Annotated in this window: 12 protein-coding genes, 1 tRNA gene and 2 rRNA genes; 7 read left to right on the forward strand and 8 right to left on the reverse strand. The window is 45.2% G+C overall.

What is annotated here, in order from left to right; genetic code table 11:
• Positions 1-35 precede the first annotated feature (35 nt).
• The 3 genes from SSED_RS18295 to pssA all read right to left on the reverse strand — a co-directional run bounded on the left by SSED_RS18295 (position 36) and on the right by pssA (position 6,603).
• Positions 36-2,931, reverse strand: a 23S ribosomal RNA gene (locus SSED_RS18295).
• A 347-nt stretch (positions 2,932-3,278) separates the two neighbouring features.
• Positions 3,279-4,823, reverse strand: a 16S ribosomal RNA gene (locus SSED_RS18300).
• The 16S and 23S rRNA genes sit together here, the layout of an rRNA operon.
• A 1,000-nt stretch (positions 4,824-5,823) precedes the next feature.
• Positions 5,824-6,603: a CDP-diacylglycerol--serine O-phosphatidyltransferase gene (gene pssA / locus SSED_RS18305; RefSeq protein ID WP_012143829.1), complete on the reverse strand. Its 780-nt coding sequence runs from the start codon at positions 6,601-6,603 to the stop codon at positions 5,824-5,826.
• Positions 6,604-6,740: 137 nt separating this feature from the next.
• Here pssA and SSED_RS18310 point away from each other — a divergent pair, with 137 nt between their 5' ends.
• Entirely contained in the window at positions 6,741-7,175 is a 435-nt protein-coding gene (locus SSED_RS18310) for a DUF4124 domain-containing protein (RefSeq protein WP_012143830.1), read from the forward strand.
• 190 nt (positions 7,176-7,365) lie between these two features.
• On the opposite strand, the gene clpB is transcribed toward SSED_RS18310, so the two are convergent.
• The 3 genes from clpB to rluD form a co-directional block, all read right to left on the reverse strand.
• Positions 7,366-9,939 (reverse strand): ATP-dependent chaperone ClpB, encoded by a 2,574-nt coding sequence (gene clpB / locus SSED_RS18315; protein WP_012143831.1) that lies wholly within the window; start codon positions 9,937-9,939, stop codon positions 7,366-7,368.
• 104 nt (positions 9,940-10,043) lie between these two features.
• A complete protein-coding gene (gene pgeF / locus SSED_RS18320; protein ID WP_012143832.1) occupies positions 10,044-10,826 on the reverse strand; it encodes a peptidoglycan editing factor PgeF in 783 nt (260 codons plus the stop codon).
• 3 nt (positions 10,827-10,829) lie between these two features.
• Positions 10,830-11,801, reverse strand: coding sequence for a 23S rRNA pseudouridine(1911/1915/1917) synthase RluD (rluD, locus tag SSED_RS18325; RefSeq protein ID WP_012143833.1), 972 nt, complete (start codon positions 11,799-11,801; stop codon positions 10,830-10,832).
• 122 nt (positions 11,802-11,923) lie between these two features.
• Between rluD and SSED_RS18330 the strand changes: the two genes are divergently transcribed.
• Both SSED_RS18330 and SSED_RS18335 read left to right on the forward strand, forming a co-directional pair.
• Positions 11,924-12,685, forward strand: a complete 762-nt coding sequence (locus tag SSED_RS18330) for an outer membrane protein assembly factor BamD (protein WP_083758981.1) — start codon at positions 11,924-11,926, stop codon at positions 12,683-12,685.
• 319 nt (positions 12,686-13,004) lie between these two features.
• A tRNA-Phe gene (locus tag SSED_RS18335) sits at positions 13,005-13,080 on the forward strand.
• Positions 13,081-13,167: 87 nt separating this feature from the next.
• Here SSED_RS18335 and SSED_RS18340 read toward each other — a convergent pair.
• The gene (locus SSED_RS18340) at positions 13,168-14,748 is read right to left on the reverse strand and encodes a sensor domain-containing diguanylate cyclase (protein WP_012143835.1); all 1,581 of its coding nucleotides are present in this window, start codon (positions 14,746-14,748) and stop codon (positions 13,168-13,170) included.
• A 57-nt stretch (positions 14,749-14,805) separates the two neighbouring features.
• A complete protein-coding gene (locus SSED_RS18345; RefSeq protein ID WP_012143836.1) occupies positions 14,806-16,668 on the reverse strand; it encodes a methyl-accepting chemotaxis protein in 1,863 nt (620 codons plus the stop codon).
• Positions 16,669-16,949: 281 nt separating this feature from the next.
• On the opposite strand from SSED_RS18345, the gene lhpI reads away from it, so the two are divergent.
• The 4 genes from lhpI (at position 16,950) to SSED_RS18365 (ending at position 20,152) form a co-directional block, all read left to right on the forward strand.
• Entirely contained in the window at positions 16,950-17,906 is a 957-nt protein-coding gene (gene lhpI / locus SSED_RS18350; RefSeq protein ID WP_012143837.1) for a bifunctional Delta(1)-pyrroline-2-carboxylate/Delta(1)-piperideine-2-carboxylate reductase, read from the forward strand.
• A gap of 235 nt (positions 17,907-18,141) precedes the next feature.
• Positions 18,142-18,678, forward strand: coding sequence for an RNA polymerase sigma factor (locus tag SSED_RS18355; RefSeq protein WP_012143838.1), 537 nt, complete (start codon positions 18,142-18,144; stop codon positions 18,676-18,678).
• Positions 18,678-19,211, forward strand: coding sequence for a hypothetical protein (locus SSED_RS18360; protein ID WP_012143839.1), 534 nt, complete (start codon positions 18,678-18,680; stop codon positions 19,209-19,211). The genes SSED_RS18355 and SSED_RS18360 overlap by 1 nt, the downstream gene beginning before the upstream one ends.
• Positions 19,208-20,152 carry a DUF4097 family beta strand repeat-containing protein gene (locus SSED_RS18365; protein WP_012143840.1) on the forward strand — a complete coding sequence of 315 codons (945 nt, stop codon included), beginning with the start codon at positions 19,208-19,210 and terminating at the stop codon, positions 20,150-20,152. The genes SSED_RS18360 and SSED_RS18365 overlap by 4 nt, the downstream gene beginning before the upstream one ends.
• Positions 20,153-20,168: the final 16 nt, after the last annotated feature.

Consider the following 20,168-nt stretch of genomic DNA (forward strand, 5'->3'; position numbering starts at 1 on the left):
TCACACTAGCTTCATACAAAACCCATACGGGTTGTATGGTTAAGCCTCACGAGTCATTAGTACAGGTTAGCTCAACGCCTCACAACGCTTACACACCCTGCCTATCAACGTCCTAGTCTCGAACGGCTCTTTAGAGGAATTAAATTCCTAGGGATGACTCATCTTAGGACTCGCTTCCCGCTTAGATGCTTTCAGCGGTTATCGATTCCGAACGTAGCTACCGGGCAATGCTATTGGCATAACAACCCGAACACCAGCGGTTCGTCCACTCCGGTCCTCTCGTACTAGGAGCAGCTTCCTTCAATCATCCAACGCCCACGGCAGATAGGGACCGAACTGTCTCACGACGTTCTGAACCCAGCTCGCGTACCACTTTAAATGGCGAACAGCCATACCCTTGGGACCGACTTCAGCCCCAGGATGTGATGAGCCGACATCGAGGTGCCAAACACCGCCGTCGATATGAACTCTTGGGCGGTATCAGCCTGTTATCCCCGGCGTACCTTTTATCCGTTGAGCGATGGCCCTTCCATTCAGAACCACCGGATCACTATGACCTACTTTCGTACCTGCTCGACGTGTATGTCTCGCAGTTAAGCTGGCTTATGCCATTGCACTAACCGTACGATGTCCGACCGTACTTAGCCAACCTTCGTGCTCCTCCGTTACTCTTTGGGAGGAGACCGCCCCAGTCAAACTACCCACCAGGCACTGTCCTCAATCCCGATTCAGGGACCTGAGTTAGAACATCAAAGCTACAAGGGTGGTATTTCAAGGTTGACTCCAACAGAACTAGCGTCCCATCTTCAAAGTCTCCCACCTATCCTACACATGTAGGTTCAATGTTCAGTGCCAAGCTATAGTAAAGGTGCACGGGGTCTTTCCGTCTAGCCGCGGGTATACGGCATCTTCACCGCAATTTCAACTTCACTGAGTCTCGGCTGGAGACAGCGTGGCCATCATTACGCCATTCGTGCAGGTCGGAACTTACCCGACAAGGAATTTCGCTACCTTAGGACCGTTATAGTTACGGCCGCCGTTTACCGGGGCTTCGATCATGAGCTTCTCCGAAGATAACCCAATCAATTAACCTTCCGGCACCGGGCAGGCGTCATACCGTATACTTCCTCTTGCGAGTTTGCACAGTACTGTGTTTTTGATAAACAGTTGCAGCCACCTGGTATCTGCGACTCCCAACAGCTTAGAGAGCAAGTCTCATCACCGTCGGGAGCGTACCTTCTCCCGAAGTTACGGTACCATTTTGCCTAGTTCCTTCAGCCGAGTTCTCTCAAGCGCCTTGGTATTCTCTACCCAACCACCTGTGTCGGTTTGGGGTACGATTCCTGCTAACCTGAAGCTTAGAAGATTTTCCTGGAAGCATGGCATCAACTACTTCAGTCCCTTAGGACCTCGTCATCAACTCTCAGCCTTAATGTTCACCCGGATTTGCCTAAGTGAACAGCCTACAGTCTTAAACGCGGACAACCAACGCCGCGCTAGCCTAGCCTTCTCCGTCTCTCCATCGCAGTTAGCAGAAGTACGGGAATATTAACCCGTTTCCCATCGACTACGCCTTTCGGCCTCGCCTTAGGGGTCGACTCACCCTGCCCTGATTAACATTGGACAGGAACCCTTGGTCTTTCGGCGAGGGAGTTTTTCACTCCCTTTATCGTTACTCATGTCAGCATTCGCACTTCTGATACCTCCAGTGTGGGTTACCCCTTCACCTTCAACGGCTTACAGAACGCTCCTCTACCGCTTGCTAGTAAACTAGCAAACCCATAGCTTCGGTGTATTGCTTAGCCCCGTTAAATCTTCCGCGCAGGCCGACTCGACTAGTGAGCTATTACGCTTTCTTTAAATGATGGCTGCTTCTAAGCCAACATCCTAGCTGTCTAAGCCTTCCCACATCGTTTCCCACTTAGCAATAACTTTGGGACCTTAGCTGATGGTCTGGGTTGTTTCCCTTTTCACGACGGACGTTAGCACCCGCCGTGTGTCTCCCGTATAGTACTCATTGGTATTCGGAGTTTGCAAAGGGTTGGTAAGTCGGGATGACCCCCTAGCCTTAACAGTGCTCTACCCCCAATGGTATTCGTACGAGGCGCTACCTAAATAGCTTTCGAGGAGAACCAGATATCTCCCGGTTTGATTGGCCTTTCACCCCCATCCACAAGTCATCCGCTCATTTTTCAACATAAGTCGGTTCGGTCCTCCAGTTGATGTTACTCAACCTTCAACCTGCCCATGGATAGATCACCGGGTTTCGGGTCTACACCTTGCAACTAAACGCGCAGTTAACACTCGGTTTCCCTACGGCTCCGCTATTCGCTTAACCTCGCTACAAAATGTAAGTCGCTGACCCATTATACAAAAGGTACGCAGTCACGGTCTCAAGAACCGCTCCCACTGCTTGTACGTATACGGTTTCAGGTTCTATTTCACTCCCCTCACAGGGGTTCTTTTCGCCTTTCCCTCACGGTACTGGTTCACTATCGGTCAGTCAGGAGTATTTAGCCTTGGAGGATGGTCCCCCCATGTTCAGACAAGATGTCACGTGTCCCGTCCTACTCGTTTTCACGTAAAGTTAGTTTTCATGTACGGGGCTATCACCCTGTGCCGCTGTGCTTTCCAACACATTCCACTAACACCCTCTACGCTTAAGGGCTAATCCCCGTTCGCTCGCCGCTACTAGGGGAATCTCGGTTGATTTCTTTTCCTCCGGGTACTTAGATGTTTCAGTTCCCCGGGTTTGCCTCACATACCTATGTATTCAGTATGTGATACTCACTTATGTGAGTGGGTTTCCCCATTCGGACATCGTTAGCTCAAATGCTTGTTACTAGCTCGCCAACGCTTTTCGCAAGTTACTACGTCCTTCATCGCCTCTGACTGCCAAGGCATCCACCGTATACGCTTAGTCACTTAACCATACAACCCAAATGAGTTTCATCTGTGTTGCATTGCAACTAATGGTGTTTACTTTCGCCAAAAGAATACTCATGACCCAATCGTTAAAGATAAATCTCTAATGAATGAGTCGGGCACTTGATTTTAAGTGTTTTGAGAACTCAATTATTTATTTTCGCATTAATGCTATTAACTAAAGCAGTTGTTATCCCTTACGAGATATCTTCCACAATAGTCCCTTTCACATTAACACTATCAGCTTTCCAAATTTTTAAAGAACAAGCATTACCGTCTAGGTATGCCACTCGCTCTAACAAGAACAAGTTATCTGTGTGAACACTCAACAAACATTAAGTTAGCCGTATAGGTAAGGAGGTGATCCAGCCCCAGGTTCCCCTAGGGCTACCTTGTTACGACTTCACCCCAGTCATGAACCACACCGTGGTAAACGCCCTCCCCGAAAGGTTAAGCTATCTACTTCTGGTGCAGCCCACTCCCATGGTGTGACGGGCGGTGTGTACAAGGCCCGGGAACGTATTCACCGTAGCATTCTGATCTACGATTACTAGCGATTCCGACTTCACGGAGTCGAGTTGCAGACTCCGATCCGGACTACGACCGGCTTTGTGGGATTAGCTCCACCTCGCGGCTTTGCGACCCTCTGTACCGACCATTGTAGCACGTGTGTAGCCCTACTCGTAAGGGCCATGATGACTTGACGTCGTCCCCACCTTCCTCCGGTTTATCACCGGCAGTCTCCCTAAAGTTCCCACCATTACGTGCTGGCAAATAAGGATAAGGGTTGCGCTCGTTGCGGGACTTAACCCAACATTTCACAACACGAGCTGACGACAGCCATGCAGCACCTGTCTCAGAGTTCCCGAAGGCACTAAGCTATCTCTAGCGAATTCTCTGGATGTCAAGAGTAGGTAAGGTTCTTCGCGTTGCATCGAATTAAACCACATGCTCCACCGCTTGTGCGGGCCCCCGTCAATTCATTTGAGTTTTAACCTTGCGGCCGTACTCCCCAGGCGGTCTACTTAATGCGTTAGCTTGGGAGCCCAGTAACTAAGTTACCAAACTCCGAGTAGACATCGTTTACGGCGTGGACTACCAGGGTATCTAATCCTGTTTGCTCCCCACGCTTTCGTACATGAGCGTCAGTCTTTGTCCAGGGGGCCGCCTTCGCCACCGGTATTCCTTCAGATCTCTACGCATTTCACCGCTACACCTGAAATTCTACCCCCCTCTACAAGACTCTAGTTTGCCAGTTCCAAATGCAATTCCCAGGTTGAGCCCGGGGCTTTCACATCTGGCTTAACAAACCGCCTGCGTACGCTTTACGCCCAGTAATTCCGATTAACGCTTGCACCCCTCGTATTACCGCGGCTGCTGGCACGAAGTTAGCCGGTGCTTCTTCTGCGAGTAACGTCACAGCAAGCAGTTATTAACTACCTACCTTTCCTCCTCGCTGAAAGTGCTTTACAACCCGAAGGCCTTCTTCACACACGCGGCATGGCTGCATCAGGCTTTCGCCCATTGTGCAATATTCCCCACTGCTGCCTCCCGTAGGAGTCTGGGCCGTGTCTCAGTCCCAGTGTGGCTGATCATCCTCTCAGAACAGCTAGGGATCGTCGCCTAGGTGAGCCATTACCTCACCTACTAGCTAATCCCACCTAGACTCATCTAATCGCGAAAGGCCCGAAGGTCCCCTCCTTTCCCCCGTAGGGCGTATGCGGTATTAGCAGTCGTTTCCAACTGTTATCCCCCACGACTAGGCAGATATCTAGGCATTACTCACCCGTCCGCCGCTCGACGTCTGAAAAGCAAGCTTTTCTCCGTTTCCGCTCGACTTGCATGTGTTAGGCCTGCCGCCAGCGTTCAATCTGAGCCATGATCAAACTCTTCAATTAAAGTTTTGTTGAAGCACTCTCTTTCGAAAATGACTTCGGCTCAATGAATTCTGATTTCGTTTAAAAGACTCGGAAGAATCTTAAAAACGTTTGTACATATTGCTATGAACACTCATCTTACATTGAGTAAAATTTTTGACTACTTCGTGAGAAGTAGTTTCGAATAACTCAACACCTGTGAGTGTCCACACAGATTTCTTGTTTCAATTTGTTAAAGAGCGTTAGCATCAATCTTTCAGATGCTGCCGTTAGACGCTAGGTCGTTGGCTTGAGGAGGCGTATTCTACACTTCCCTTGGTTGGCGTCAAGTGCTTTTTTAAAAAAGATTTTTAATCGTTTAAGACGAGTTAAAAAACTATCGTAAAACTAGGTTAACTTGTTGCCCTGACTCGAACCTGCCTCACTCCGCTTTACGCTTTGGAAGGATGCTTTGCCGTGTCAGTGGATGCGCATTATAGGGAGTCCCGGAAAGAGCGCAAGCGCTTTTTTATAAAACCCCATCGAGCGAACGTTTTTCAGCCACCCCATGATAAAGCTCACCATATTTCTATATTTACTTACACTGCGATATCTAGAATCACACTTTCTCCCTGCATCTATCCTAAAAAGCCTGCTTTGTACATCGGGTGACAGTGTAAACGAATATCTCAGGAAATTAAGTCTGGCACATTTTGAAATTGCTGCACGTTAATTTCAAAAAATCTTTACCAGAATATTTGGCCTTCTATCCCACCCAGTTATAAATCCGCTAACAGCTGAATTTATCCAAGACAAAAGTGGTCATAGAAAGAGGGCGGGAACGAAAAAACTGACTTTACTCGTGAACATCAATTGTGAACTTTAATGACTACCTTTAAGTTATGAACTTTACCTTAAGGTTTATAGCCTGCGACAACTCAATTTAAAATACCTGACGCTATCGACTCATAAAGTCAGCGACTAATAGCTGACGTTATGAGTTATCCAAATAGAATTGGGCTTATATTGATTTTGAGAATACTCACTCCTCACCGTCTTTTTTCACCATAGAGTCATCATTAACTGTAGCAGGATGCTTCAGCTTACGAATACGGTAGATCGTTATAATGGGTCCGGATAAGGCGTAGATATAGAAAATTGAGCATAAAATTAGCGCAGGTTCTATCGAGATGAAAACAAATATTCCGACAACGATTAAAATGACAATAAAATTCACTTTACCGCGCCAGTCGAAATCTTTAAATGAGTGATAGCGAAAATTGCTTACCATTAGTAAACCTGAAATTATCGTAACTAAAGCCACCAACCAGCTAACATCAGAACCTTCAACCCCACTTTGACCACCAAACCAGATACTGCCGGCGATAAGAGCAGCAGCGGCTGGACTTGCCAGACCTTGAAAATACCTTTTATCTTCAACTCCGACTTGGGTATTGAATCGAGCCAACCTAAGAGCCGCTCCCGCACAATAGATAAAAGCAGCAAGCCAACCTACCTTACCTAAATCAGCTAGCCCCCAATTGTAGGCGATCAAGGCGGGGGCAACACCAAAAGAGACCATATCTGCCATGCTGTCATATTCAGCACCAAACTCACTCTGAGTATTAGTCATCCTGGCAACGCGCCCATCCAGGCCATCACAGAGCATGGCAACGAAGACTGCAATGGCTGCAGATTCAAATTGTCCATTCATTGATGCAATTACAGCGTAAAATCCTGAAAATAACCCAGCAGTAGTAAACAGGTTGGGTAGCAGATAGATGCCTTTACTCTTAACTGATTCTTTATCAAAATTTTGCATAATTTTAAAACACTAGTATCTTGTATGAAAAAGATACCATACTTTGGGTATCCATTGCTTTATCCTTTAACCCACACACTTATTGACTCTAGCTTTACCGGATATAGCTAAGGTTTTAGTTCATATTGGAAGGAATTATGTTCACAAAAACATTAGTACTCGTATTAACACTGATATCGATTGGATCTGCATCCGCAACAGTCATCTATAAGTGGGTAGATAAAGACGGCGTAACTCACTACAGCCAGCAGGTGCCGGAAAATGCCTCAACAGACAAAATCCACAGTGAAGACATCGAACAGCAACCTATAGGTTTTATCGCTCCGAAGCCAAGGCCCGCAGAACCGGAACCAAGTGAAGAGGAGAAAAATGCGGCAAGGATAAAGGAACAAAATAAACAGCATGCAGCTGACATTTGCGAGAATGCAAAACACAGCTTAAAAGTCCTTACGAGCCATTCCAGGTTCATAAGTAAAGATGAAACAACGGGTGAAATGGTGGCAATGAAAGAGGAAGACCGTCAGGCTAAAATTGCGGCCCAAGAAGAACGTATAAGGTTATTCTGTAAATAATAGTCCGTTTGATAATGCAACAAGTTGCCTTTACCATACTAAATACCAATCGGTATAAAACCAGCTCCCCATAAAAAAACAGACTCATATGAGTCTGTTTCTCACTCGAGTAATCTAGTAAATGCTTCGTAACGATTGTAACCCACACCACATAAGATTCGTTACATTCAGAATAAGACCTAATTAGTCATTATTGCTCGAAGGCGAGCTCTGAACCCGCACAATCAATTTTAATCGGCTTCCCGGGTACAAGAGAACCACTCAATATTTTTTGAGCTAACGGGTTTTCGACCTCTTGTTGCAAGGCTCTTTTCAATGGTCTGGCACCATAGATAGGGTCGAAGCCAGCTCGTGCAATGAGCGCTAAAGCTTCGTCACTCAATATGAGCTCGAACTCTTTCTCTGCAAGGCGTTGTCTTAATGACTCGATCTGAATACCCGCAATATGCTTAATATGCTTCTCATCGAGAGGATGGAATACCACAGTCTCATCGATTCGGTTAAGAAACTCAGGTCTGAAGCTATGAACAACCACGTTCATCACCTCCGACTTCATTTCGCCATAAGAGAGTTCTGTAAATCTATCTTGAATAACATCTGAGCCAAGATTAGAGGTCATAATTACCACGGTATTTCTAAAATCTACAGTCCTACCTTGCCCATCGGTTAAACGCCCATCATCCAGCACCTGAAGTAAAACATTGAAAACATCCGGATGCGCTTTCTCGACCTCATCGAGTAAAATGACAGAATACGGCTTTCTTCTTACCGCTTCAGTTAAATAACCTCCCTCTTCATAGCCGACATATCCAGGAGGTGCGCCAAGTAAACGCGCGACAGAATGCTTCTCCATAAACTCCGACATATCGATACGAACCAATGCTGATTCCGTATCGAATAAAAACTTCGCTAAAGCTTTGCAAAGCTCAGTCTTGCCGACCCCGGTAGGGCCCAGGAATAGAAATGAACCGATTGGGCGGTCAGGATCTGAAAGCCCGGCACGGCTCCGACGAATAGCGTTAGAAACGGCATCGACAGCTTCATTTTGCCCTATGACCCGAGAGTGAAGCGCTTCTTCCATATGAAGGAGCTTCTCTTTCTCACCTTCCAGCATTTTAGAGACAGGAATTCCCGTCGCTTTTGACAGTACTTCTGCTATCTCAACATCTGTTACTTTATTTCTTAGTAAGGTCATATCTTGCATTTCTGCTTGAGATGCCAAATCTAACTGCTTCTCCAGCTCAGGAATTCGACCATATTGAAGTTCAGACATACGAGTCAGATCGCTGGCTCGACGAGCTACATCGAGATCTAACCTTGCCTGCTCAAGATCCGCTTTTATATGTTGAGTTCCCGCCAAGGATGCCTTTTCAGTATGCCAAATTTCATTCAGTTCTGATGCCTTAGCATCGACGCTTCTCAACTCTTTGCGTATAGAATACAGGCGACGCAGACTCGCTTCATCGGTCTCCTTAGATAATGCCTGCTCCTCCAACTTTAACTGTATCGAGCGTCGCTCTAGTTTGTCTAAAGGTTCAGGCTTAGAGTCTATCTGTATACGTATGCTCGACGCAGCTTCATCGATAAGGTCGATGGCCTTGTCGGGTAACTTGCGATCGGAGACGTAACGATTTGACATACTGGCAGCGGCAACGATTGCTGGATCGGTGATCTCTACATGGTGATGTAATTCATAACGCTCTTTAAGTCCACGCAGTATCGCTATCGTATCTTCGACATTAGGTTCCTCGACCAACACCTTTTGAAAACGTCTCTCTAATGCTGCATCTTTCTCAATATACTGACGGTACTCATCTAATGTCGTCGCACCGACACAGTGCAGATCACCACGGGCCAGCGCTGGCTTAAGCATGTTTCCTGCATCCATCGCGCCATCGCCCTTCCCTGCACCAACCATAGTATGCAGTTCGTCGATAAATAGAATGACCTGACCTTCTTCCTGATAAAGCTCATTAAGAACGGCTTTCAGTCGCTCTTCGAATTCTCCACGGTATTTGGCTCCCGCCACTAATGAGCCCATATCTAATGAAAGAACACGTTTGTTCTTGATACCTTCGGGGACTTCACCATTGACAATTCGTTGGGCCAGCCCCTCGACAATGGCAGTCTTACCCACACCGGGCTCACCAATTAAAACTGGATTATTTTTACTTCGACGCTGCAGTACTTGAATAGTTCGACGGATCTCGTCGTCACGACCAATGACAGGATCGAGCTTACCCTGCTCTGCGCGCTCAGTCAGATCTACGGTGTACTTTTTCAAGGCTTGACGTTGATCTTCAGCATTGGGGTCGTCAACGTTCTTTCCTGCCCGAATTTGCTTGATCGTCTCTTCTAACAGCTCTTTAGTCGCACCGGATTTCTTTAAATTCTGTGCAAGAGTGTCATTTCCCTCAAGCGACGCCAGGATAAACAGCTCACTGGAAATATATTTATCTTTTCGTTTCTGGGCTAATTTGTCACACAGATTTAAGAGTCTAATCAATGCCTGTGATAATTGAATATCACCGCCGGTCCCTTCCACTTGAGATAATCGTTCAAATTCCTGATTGAGTAGTGCACGAAGTGAACTTACTCGTATGCCAGCTTGAGTGAGCAGAGGATGAATTGAACCATTATCTTGATTAAGTAGGGCCATCATCAGATGTATAGGTTCAATAAACTGATGATCACGGCCTAATGCCAATGACTGAGCATCGGATATTGCTGTCTGAAATTTATTGGTCATACGATCGAGTCGCATACAGCCTCCACAAACGAAAAGAACTAAATTCAATAATAAAAATATGGGGACATAGGGTGATTTTTCAAGGTGGGTAACTCTTTATCTGTAAAAGCGAGTTACCTCTATGCCAACCAAATAAATGAAGCCATGCGACCAGTGATTTGATCTCTGCGGTATGAGAAGTAATCATCAGCGTTTTTAAAAGTACAGGTATCGGCCAGATAAACCTCAGAGACACCAGCTAAATTCAGCCGAAACTTTGCCAACCCTTGAAGGTCTGCAAAGTATTTCTGCTCAGTTGAAACTAAGGAGTTTTCAGTTCCTGGGGTAGAGATAAGAGCTAAGGGCTCTTTTTTTATGAAAAAAATGTCGCTGGTCGGATGCTGAGAGATAAACATCCTCCTAACCTCTTCGCCGACTTCGAAGGCATCGGCACTAATTGCCGGCCCAAGATAAGCGATAAGCTGTGCTTTATCAGACTTGAACTTATCGAGTGCCACCTCAATAATTCCATCACTTAGTCCTTTCCAGCCTGCGTGAACAGCGGCAACCTCAGAGCCATTCCGGTCACAGAGTAACACAGGCAAACAATCTGCGGTCATCACTACACAGACCTGTTTTGACCGTTCAGAATAGCTACCATCGGCATTATGAACCGTTTTATTATCAGCTTCGATGACTCTGGTGCTATGAGTTTGCTCTAACCATGCAGGGAAATCGGGAAGATCAAAGCGCTCGTAAATGAGCGCTCTGTTTTTCAGTACTTTTTCTTCGCAATCCCCGACATGTAGTCCCAAATTAAGACTCTTATACGGAAATTCACTTACGCCGTCTCGGCGAGTAGAAAAAGCAATCCTCACTCCTTGAGGAATATGCCAATCTCTATTAATTAAGAATGGTGCCATCGATTAAACAATCGATGGATTTTCAAGCGTGTCTTGGCGTAACGCCTTAGTCAATATCACCATATCTTCAGGCACGGGTGCCTGCCAGCTCATAATCTCGCACGTATAAGGATGTGCAAGTTCGAGCCTGATTGCATGTAAAGCCTGGCGCTTAAAGCCCATATAAATTTCAAAGAACTCAGGCGAAACGCCTTTTGGTGGTCTGGGACGGCCACCGTACACAGGGTCACCGACCAAGGTATGCCCGATATGAGACATATGCACGCGGATTTGATGGGTTCTGCCTGACTCGAGGCGCAACCTCAATCGAGTGTGAGCCCTAAATTTTTCAGCGACACGGTAATGAGTCATCGCAGGCTTACCATTATGCACCACAGCCATATGCGTACGCTTGGTTGGATGACGATCGATGGGCTCATCGACGGTACCACCGGAGATGAGAGAGCCTTGTACTATGGCTTCATATTCACGAGTGATCTCTCGAGCTTGAAGAGCGGCAACCAGATGAGTTTGAGCCTCAACGGTTTTAGCAACAACCATAAGTCCGGTTGTATCCTTATCCAGACGGTGCACGATACCCGCACGCGGAACAAGTTCGATATTTGGACAATGATGCAACAAAGCATTCATCAAAGTGCCATCACTATTACCTGCACCGGGATGAACAACGAGTCCAGCCTGTTTATTGATCACAAGAATGTGATCATCTTCATAAACGATATCTAAATCTATCGCTTGTGCTTTTGCTTTTGTCTCTTCGACTAATGTCGCTTCGACTTGTATTACTTGCCCTTCAAGCACCTTCTCTCTCGGCTTGATAGAAACGGTGCCATCAATGTAAACCCAACCAGCTTGGATCCACTCTTTGATGCGCGTGCGTGAGTAATCAGGGAACAGATCGGCCAAAGTTTGATCCAATCTTTGACCTGTTTGTGTTGCTGTTATCTCACTTTTTAGATTAATCTCTTGTGTCATAGGAACCGTACCCGCGTTTCGGGGTCCAAAAATGTGTGCTATCTGTTACAATCGAATTGTTTCTATTTTATATTGAAATGGAAAAATTCTTAACCATAACTTTAAAAGAATCGAACTTAAGTATGCATAAATTCGCTAAAGGTGCCGTAGTCGGCCTATTTTCACTGGCCATAGCGGCCTGTAGTAGTAGCCCAGAAGAAGATCTAAAGGTAAAGAAATCCTCACCAGATATACTTTACTCTCAAGCAAGAACGTCCATGGAGCTTGGAAACTTCAGTAAAGCGGTACGCTCATTAGAAGCATTAGACTCTCGCTATCCTTTTGGTCCGCATAAAACTCAAGTACAACTCGACCTCATCTTTGCCTATTATAAACTAGATGACGCAGCATCGGGTATCGCTAATATCGATCGTTTTATCAGGCTGAACCCAACTCATAAAGATATTGACTATGTTTACTACATGCGTGGACTCGTCAATATGCAATCTGATAACTATATGTTCCACGATATGTTAGATATCGACAGAACAGACAGAGATCCCAAAGTAGCACAAGATGCCTTTAATGATTTCGACCGTCTAATCAAGTCATACCCAAAGAGTAAATACGCACCAGATGCAGCTAAACGCATGCTTTACTTGAAAAACCGTTTAGCAAAATACTCTATCAACGTAGCTGAATACTATATAAAAATGAATGCTTGGAGTGCGGCTTCAACGAGAGCACAATCGGTCATGGAAACGTATCCGGGCACAACATCGACAGAGCGAGCATTAGAGATTATGGCTGAGGCTTATGGTGAATTAGGCCAAGAAAAACTCAGAGAAAATGTCTTGTCGGTAATGAAAATTAACTTCCCAAATAATAAGATGTTGTCTCGCTAATCAACTGTTAGTCTGGCGAAATTATAAAAAAGCTCCGGTAACGGAGCTTTTTTATGAACAAAAATAGCTCCTCTCTAGCATTCAGCATTAACCGATAACCTAATTTACCCAAGACCATTCATCCATAAAATATCAATTCCTCAATTGTGCCCCTAAGAAATAACAAATTGCCTCAACTTCCTACTGAGTTGATTTTTCATTCAATAAAACAGTCTACCTGCCAAATTAGAACAAAAGTCACCCAAACAAACGAGGAATGCGATTAAATTGAAAAAAGTTATTGACTCAAAAGTCTAAAAGCCTTTTAATAGCGCCCGTTGCCCGAATAGCTCAGTCGGTAGAGCAGAGGATTGAAAATCCTCGTGTCCCTGGTTCGATTCCGGGTTCGGGCACCAATTTTCTCTTCTTTAGATGTAAACCTGACTCCCCCCCTCGATAACTTACAATTATTTCATCAATTTTTATCAACTGTTTTCAGTGATTTATTCCACAAGCTTTAGCGGCTCCACTCTCTTGTACTCAAGCATCAGTTTATTACGCCCCGATAACTTTGCCTTATAAAGTTGCTCATCAGCTTGGGCGATCATACCTTCCCAGCTAACATCAGAAAATGATGGATGAAAACGTTCATAGAACACTCCGCCTATGCTCACGGTGACCCTGCCATCGAAACAAGATTTAGGGTGATAGATATTTAGCTCTCTCACTTTTTCCAGCATCCTTTTCGATAACAACTCCATTTGAGCAAAGTTATCCCCCTGAATGACGACACAAAACTCCTCCCCGCCATAACGTGTGACTAACTCCCCCCTTCGCCTGCATTCAAGCAATAAAGTTTGAGCGATAGAGAGAATAGCCTTGTCTCCGGCCTGATGCCCTAAGGTGTCGTTGTACTCCTTAAACAGATCGATATCTATCATCAAGAAACCGATAACACCTTTCCCCTCTTTCCACTGCGTGAAGGCTCGTTGCGCGAAAACCTCCAGGCTGCGCCGATTGGCGATCCCCGTTAAGGGATCTTTATAGGAAAGAGACTCGAGATAATTTTGATGCCGCTCTAATTTATCAACCATCAGGTTGAAGGAACTGGTTAAACGGACTATTTCATCGATGTGCCATGTGGTCCTCATCTTGTACAAGACTCCACGCTCAGCCATTCTATCTAAGACTAAGCTGGCACTGCGTATTGGCCTTAAAATCATGACCGACACAGGAATAACAGAACATGCTGACGCAATAATCAAGGTAATAAAGAGTAGGATAGACTGAGGTGTAAGGATCGAGGGCGAGATTTTTTCATCATGGACGACCGATATCTTCAATGTCGGCACGCCAAAGACATCATTTATCAACCATTCATGCTTAGAGGCCAGTGATCCAATATGAGGCATACTATTGAAGTTGGTCAGCCCTGAATATGATTTTTCAGGGTCTAACCCCTCTATATTAAAATTAACCAGGCTCAACTGTCTGATCTGATCAACCAGACCATTATCAATCTCCCTCACCATCAGCAGGCTACCGACGATCTCTCCCATAGCACTGGTTGGTAACACAACGGCATTACTGAAATAGACCACAGTACCGTCTAAATTAATTATTCCGTTTCTTGTCGAGGGGAGCTGCTTTGTAATGATGTTCTCATCAGGTAACACTTGTCCAATCCAGGTTGTGTTATCTTTTTGTAAGCGCTGCGATGAAAAGTCAGGATTTACGAAGTGCTGCCACAGAAGCTTACCTTGGGTATCGAATAGGTACGCACCATCGATATCGGCAGCTTCAAAACTGTTCACGCTTAAGTTCGATGCTATGAAGGCGGGTTCTTTGGAATAGACAAATTTAACCATCTCATCCCAGACGGCATAATCATAACAAAGTGTTTCTAAACTCTTTTGAGCAAACTTAATGCCACGCTGAACGGCAAGGAGTTCTTTTTCTTGCTGTGAGCGTATCTGCGATTCAATACCGGGCAAGTATACAAAGTGATAAAGCACACTCGCCGCCAAAAATGAGAACAGCAAGATCACTAGGCCAAGCAAATTCAAAAAGTGATTTAATTTCATAAAATCAATTTATATAGATACACTCTCTAAGCTTAGCCTAACGATTTAACTTCAGGGTTAGATCTTAAACAAGCTCACTGCTTGATGAAGTGATTCGGCACGAGACTGAACTTCACTCGTCGCCTGTGCATTCTCATCAGCAGCTGTCGCCGAGTCCTGAGCAATATCCCTGATAACCACGACGTTCTTATTAACCTCAGAGGCAACCATACTCTGCTCTTCGATTGCAGCCGCAATTTGAGTGCTCATGTCCATGATATTCGTCACATCGACGTTTATCTGTTCGAGTAGAGTACCCGCTGTTGCGGCCTGCTCTGCACTTTCCCCTCCCTGCCTCTGCGTCGCTTCCATCAACTGAACGATAGAACGGGTTCTCGCCTGCAGTGTTTGAATGATCCCTGCGATCTCTTCGGTCGACTCTTGAGTCCTCATAGCCAGACTACGCACCTCATCGGCGACGACAGCAAAACCACGTCCCTGCTCACCGGCACGGGCCGCTTCGATAGCGGCATTGAGCGCAAGAAGATTCGTCTGCTCGGCGATCCCTCTAATCACATCCAGTACGCTTCCTATCGTCTCACTGTCCTTTTCCAACTCACCGACCACTTGCGCTGAGCCATTTAACTGTTCAGCTAATGATTGAATCTTCTCGATAGTCTGCTCGACACCAGCCTGACCTTTTAGAGCATTGTCATGGGTATTTCCCGCTCTGTCAGCGGCTAACTCGGTATTTTTTGCAATCTCATCGATAGTCGCTCCCATTTCAGTTATCGCGGTAGCCACCATATCGGTTTCATTGAGCTGCTGCCCCACCCCTTCAGATGCTTTAGTGGCATTTAATGAGAGCTCAGAACAGGAGTGATTCATGATTTGAACCGAATCTATAACTTCTTCAATCAGTTTCTGGAAGCTCTCAACCATAAGATTAAAGTGTTTGGCTATCTGCCCAAGTTCATCGTCTGAGGTTGCATCACAGCGGACCGTCAAATCCTTATTCTTTTCGATGTTTGAGATAGCAAGCGTGATACGTGTTACTGGCTCCATAATGCTTCGTATAATAAAGAAGGTGAAAGCACAAAGAATGATAGCGATCAGGATAAATACAACAACTCCCACCGTAAGGGCCGACTCTTCAGCAGCATGGATCGCTGCACCTGCTTGCTCTTTCAGTCGCTCAGAGTCCGCCTCAGCCGTAGCAATGGCATCACGCAGTTCCGCCATTCCACCGTCATTTTTGGTTAACCCTAAGGCTTGCTCCTTAGCCACTAAGGTTGCGAAATCTTTCTGGTAACTTGAGATGAGCGTCATGGTTTCATTTTTGACACTATAATCGAGCCCGGACTCGGCCAACGTCTGCCCGAATTTATCAATATTGCCTTCAAATTTGTCTACATAACTCATGTTCCGGCGCAACATAAAGTCTTTCTCATTACGCCTGAGCTGTAGCATTACCACCATCAGTTCTGGCTCATCATACTTTTTAACCAGAGTTTCAACATTACGAACGGCTTCTCTAAGAGTGCCATAGAGGCCTGTTTTGGGGGTAAGTCCAATCTCCTGCTGCAGTTGAACCACCTTTTTGAACGATTGTTCATAGTGACTCAAACTCTTCTCGAAACTCTGCAGGGCATCGGTCGATATCTCATAAATAACAAAGCTCTCTCTTAACGAGTTAATCACTTTTGCAATATCATCAGAATTTGACTGGTGTTTATCCAAATAACTAAGCTCCAATCGGGCAAAGAAATCCTTTTCGTCTTTTCGAAGACTCAGCACCTCTTTCTCTAATTCAATAACACCTTGGGCAGTATGAGACAGATCATCCTGAACACCACTTGAATATACTTGCAGACCAAACATGGCAAATATGGAAAGAATAGACACTGCGGCACTGAGCAGTAATTTATGACGAATGAGCATATTGGCGACCTTTATAAATGAGAGCACTCTAGTAAGGATAGTTGTAAATAAATCACAGGGCTAAGTTGGTTAGGCAACAAATGCAACAGCGGAGTTACACCACCACTGGCCACCGGCAACAAAATTAGCATTATTAGCTAATATTAGTTAAAAAACACAATAAAATCATGCAAACCCTGCATTTTCATGTTTTATCCACACATTCATCTTCACATCAAGAGTCATGTTTATCTTGATGCTATTTTAGTATACTGTATCCAAAATGGTATTATGGAGTAACTATGCTAGTCATTGATGCAGAACAAATTCACCAAACACTTAACTTCCCGAAACTGATTAGTGCGCTTAAAGAGACGTTCTCTAAGCCAGCAGGCATGCCTCAACGACAAGTATTCAGCCTAGATGAATCCTCATCCCACAGCGATGCCTTTGCCGTGTTGCCCTCATGGAATGAGCAAACGATCGCGGTTAAAGCCTTTACCTACTTTCCAAATAATCCAAGCAAGTCGTCAGATTTAGAGAGCCTTTATTCCAAAATAATGATTTTTGATCGTAAAACAGGTATTCCTCAGGCTTTAGTGGATGGTACAAGCGTGACTTACTGGCGTACGGCAGCTATTTCAGCATTGGGAAGTGACTTTCTGGCAAGAGAAGACGCCACCAAATTACTGGTATGTGGCACCGGTCGTCTTGCCTCCTTTATGGCACTCGCTCACGCAAGCGTCAGGCCTATTACAGAGATTCAGATTTGGGGCCGCAACCCAAAAAGTGCTCTCAAGATTGTCGATATAGTAAAAACCAATCGCCCCGAACTGGATGTGCAGGTATGTGACAACTTAGAGTCTGCCGTTCGTAATGCCGACATCATCAGTTGCGCTACGGGCTCCCCGAGTCCGCTGTTTGACGGTGACTGGGTACAGGAAGGCACACATACAGACTTTGTCGGTAACCATAATCATGACAGGCGCGAATGCGACACTAAATTAATTTTAAAATCAGATGTATATGTCGACTCAAAAATAAATGTCTTTGCCGAGGCTGGAGAGATCCTGATACCTGTCGCCGAGGGGCTTTACGACACGAATGAAGTCAAAGGTGAGCTGTCACAACTGTGTGATCATCGACTGAAGGGAAGAACTGACGATAAACAGATAACACTATTTAAAACCGTTGGCACCGCTTTAGCCGATCTCGTCGGGGCACAAATAGCATTTGCAGAGATAAACCAAAGTAAATAGCCTGCCAGGAAGAGAGGAGCCCCCTCTCTTTCCTCTTTCCTCTTTCCTCTTTCCTCTTCCCACAACCCCCTTAATTGATATATTACGCCCGCTTTACTTTGTACTCCCTCATCTTCGATATAACAGATATACCTTTCGGCAACATTTAATTAATATTAATTCAAACCTTTTTCCACTCTGCCTATGTCTAATAGGTATCAAAAAGATTTAGTACTCATAACACAGGGAATATTGAGTGAATGCACAGATAGAGTTCATTGCAAACCAAGAGGTTTCAGAACTAGAGCTGATTGAGAAAGCCAAGCAAGGAGATAAAACCGCTTTCAAGCAGATCTATTTGCGTCATCACAAAAGAGTGTATGGCCTTTGCTTCAGACTCTCCGGACAAGCTTATTTGGCAGAAGAAGCGACACAGGAAACCTTTGTTCGCTTGTGGCAAAAGTTGCCTCAGTTTCGGGGAGAGAGTCAATTTACGACTTGGCTACATAGCATGACGGTCAACCAGACATTGAGCAGTATTCAGAAACATAAAAGCTTTTGGGCCCGTTTCACTCCCATGAGTGAACATACCGAAGCGAGCGGTGACAAACTGGAATATGAGAACTTTGACAAGCTATTACTCAAGCTTCCCGAACGGGCGCGTATTGTATTTATACTGTTCTCGATTGAAGGCTATAAACACGATGAAATCGCCGGTCTGTTGGGCATTGCCTCCGGCACGAGTAAAGCACAGTACCACAGAGCCAGGAAGCTACTACAGGAGATGCTGTAATGAATGGCAAAGATAGCAAACTCGACGACTTGATAGCGAACCTCCCAAAGGAACTCACGCCGGAAAATGATCTGTGGGACAAGATAGAAAAACGCCTGGATGCGCCTATCAGCCTTATGACTAAGCGCTCCAGCCATAACCTCTGGCGTAATGCAGCAATAGCCTGCCTATTGTTAATCACAGCTTTTATCGGCCAGAAGTTTTTTAATCCGCTTTTACCACTTCCAGAGGTCGACTCAGCATTAATAAATACGCTAGCAGAGATAAAAGCCCAACACGAGATTCAAATCGCACAACTTCAACAAACGAGTAAGTTGGTTAACTGGCAGAGCAGTCCATATAGCTCTCCCGTCGAAACGGGTATCGATCAACTAAGAGAAGCCGCCAAGCAAATTTATGAATCACTGAAACGTAATCCAACAGACAAACAACTCTGGCAATTGTGGCTATGGGCCCAACACCGAGAGATCGAACTTCTAAGACAGGGGCAGAAGCTGCCTGTTTCGCAAAATTCACAAGGAGCGACAATATGAAAGTCAGTCAATTATTAAATTACCTCACCATCCCCCTCATATTAGTAGCAAATATGGCTATCGCAGCACAATCTGTCGATAAGCAATTACAGGTAGATGACAACCTAAAACTCAATATCAAGGTACTGAGAGGCGACGTGAAGGTGAGGTCCTGGGATAAGGATGAGATCAGCGTGAAGGGGACATTAGATGAACTCAGCGAAGGCTTTATATTAGATAAGCAGGGAAACCAGGTCACTCTCGAAGATAAAATGCCCCGTCACTTCAATGGTAATAATAAGAGTGGTTCTGATTTAACTATCATGGTACCTAAAAACTTAACCCTGGACGCAGAGGGCCTATCCTCAAGCTATAACCTTTCCTCTCTTTCAGGAATTATTGGGATCTACTCCGTCAGTGGCAATATCAATGCGTCCGATATCGACAATCAGATCTTCATCCACACCGTATCCGGGAACATAAAAACGTCTAAACTAACCGGAAAGATTAAACTCGACACCATATCGGGGTCGATAAAAGATAAAAACAGTGATGGTGAGATAAGCTATAAGCTGGTCAGTGGAGATCTTACAGCAAATAGCTCAGCTGAAAATGTCTCTATCGAGCAGATATCGGGAGATGCCAACGTTCAGCTGAAAAAAGTGAATGAATTAAAAGTAAAAACGATCAGTGGCGATATCACGCTCGCGGTGAGCAGTCTTAAATCAAGGGCGAACTTAGATAGCGTGAGTGGTGGTATTGAGCTAAAGCTCCCTAAAAATCTTGCCGCCAACTTCAATATCAATGGCGGCCCCGGAGGTAAGATCAGAAACAGTCTGACCGACGACGAGCCAAAGAAAGAGAAGTACTCTCCGACCTCTTACCTTAAATTCCAAACGGGTAGTACCGGCGCAGATATCAAAATTTCAACCATTAGTGGCTCAATCAAGCTCTCAGATTAGCGACCTTTTTCCGATA

The sequence above is a fragment of the Shewanella sediminis HAW-EB3 genome, assembly GCF_000018025.1.
GTDB classification, from domain to species: Bacteria; Pseudomonadota; Gammaproteobacteria; order Enterobacterales; family Shewanellaceae; genus Shewanella; species Shewanella sediminis.

What these genes read in the sequence shown, in the direction of transcription:
- SSED_RS18360 (WP_012143839.1), top strand. Translation starts at nt 18,678, where the DNA reads ATGAATGGCAAAGATAGCAAACTCGACGACTTGATAGCGAACCTCCCA.
- SSED_RS18330 (WP_083758981.1), top strand. Translation starts at nt 11,924, where the DNA reads ATGCATAAATTCGCTAAAGGTGCCGTAGTCGGCCTATTTTCACTGGCC.
- rluD (WP_012143833.1), bottom strand. Translation starts at nt 11,801, where the DNA reads ATGACACAAGAGATTAATCTAAAAAGTGAGATAACAGCAACACAAACA.
- pssA (WP_012143829.1), bottom strand. Translation starts at nt 6,603, where the DNA reads ATGCAAAATTTTGATAAAGAATCAGTTAAGAGTAAAGGCATCTATCTG.
- clpB (WP_012143831.1), bottom strand. Translation starts at nt 9,939, where the DNA reads ATGCGACTCGATCGTATGACCAATAAATTTCAGACAGCAATATCCGAT.
- SSED_RS18310 (WP_012143830.1), top strand. Translation starts at nt 6,741, where the DNA reads ATGTTCACAAAAACATTAGTACTCGTATTAACACTGATATCGATTGGA.
- lhpI (WP_012143837.1), top strand. Translation starts at nt 16,950, where the DNA reads ATGCTAGTCATTGATGCAGAACAAATTCACCAAACACTTAACTTCCCG.
- SSED_RS18340 (WP_012143835.1), bottom strand. Translation starts at nt 14,748, where the DNA reads ATGAAATTAAATCACTTTTTGAATTTGCTTGGCCTAGTGATCTTGCTG.
- SSED_RS18365 (WP_012143840.1), top strand. Translation starts at nt 19,208, where the DNA reads ATGAAAGTCAGTCAATTATTAAATTACCTCACCATCCCCCTCATATTA.
- SSED_RS18345 (WP_012143836.1), bottom strand. Translation starts at nt 16,668, where the DNA reads ATGCTCATTCGTCATAAATTACTGCTCAGTGCCGCAGTGTCTATTCTT.
- pgeF (WP_012143832.1), bottom strand. Translation starts at nt 10,826, where the DNA reads ATGGCACCATTCTTAATTAATAGAGATTGGCATATTCCTCAAGGAGTG.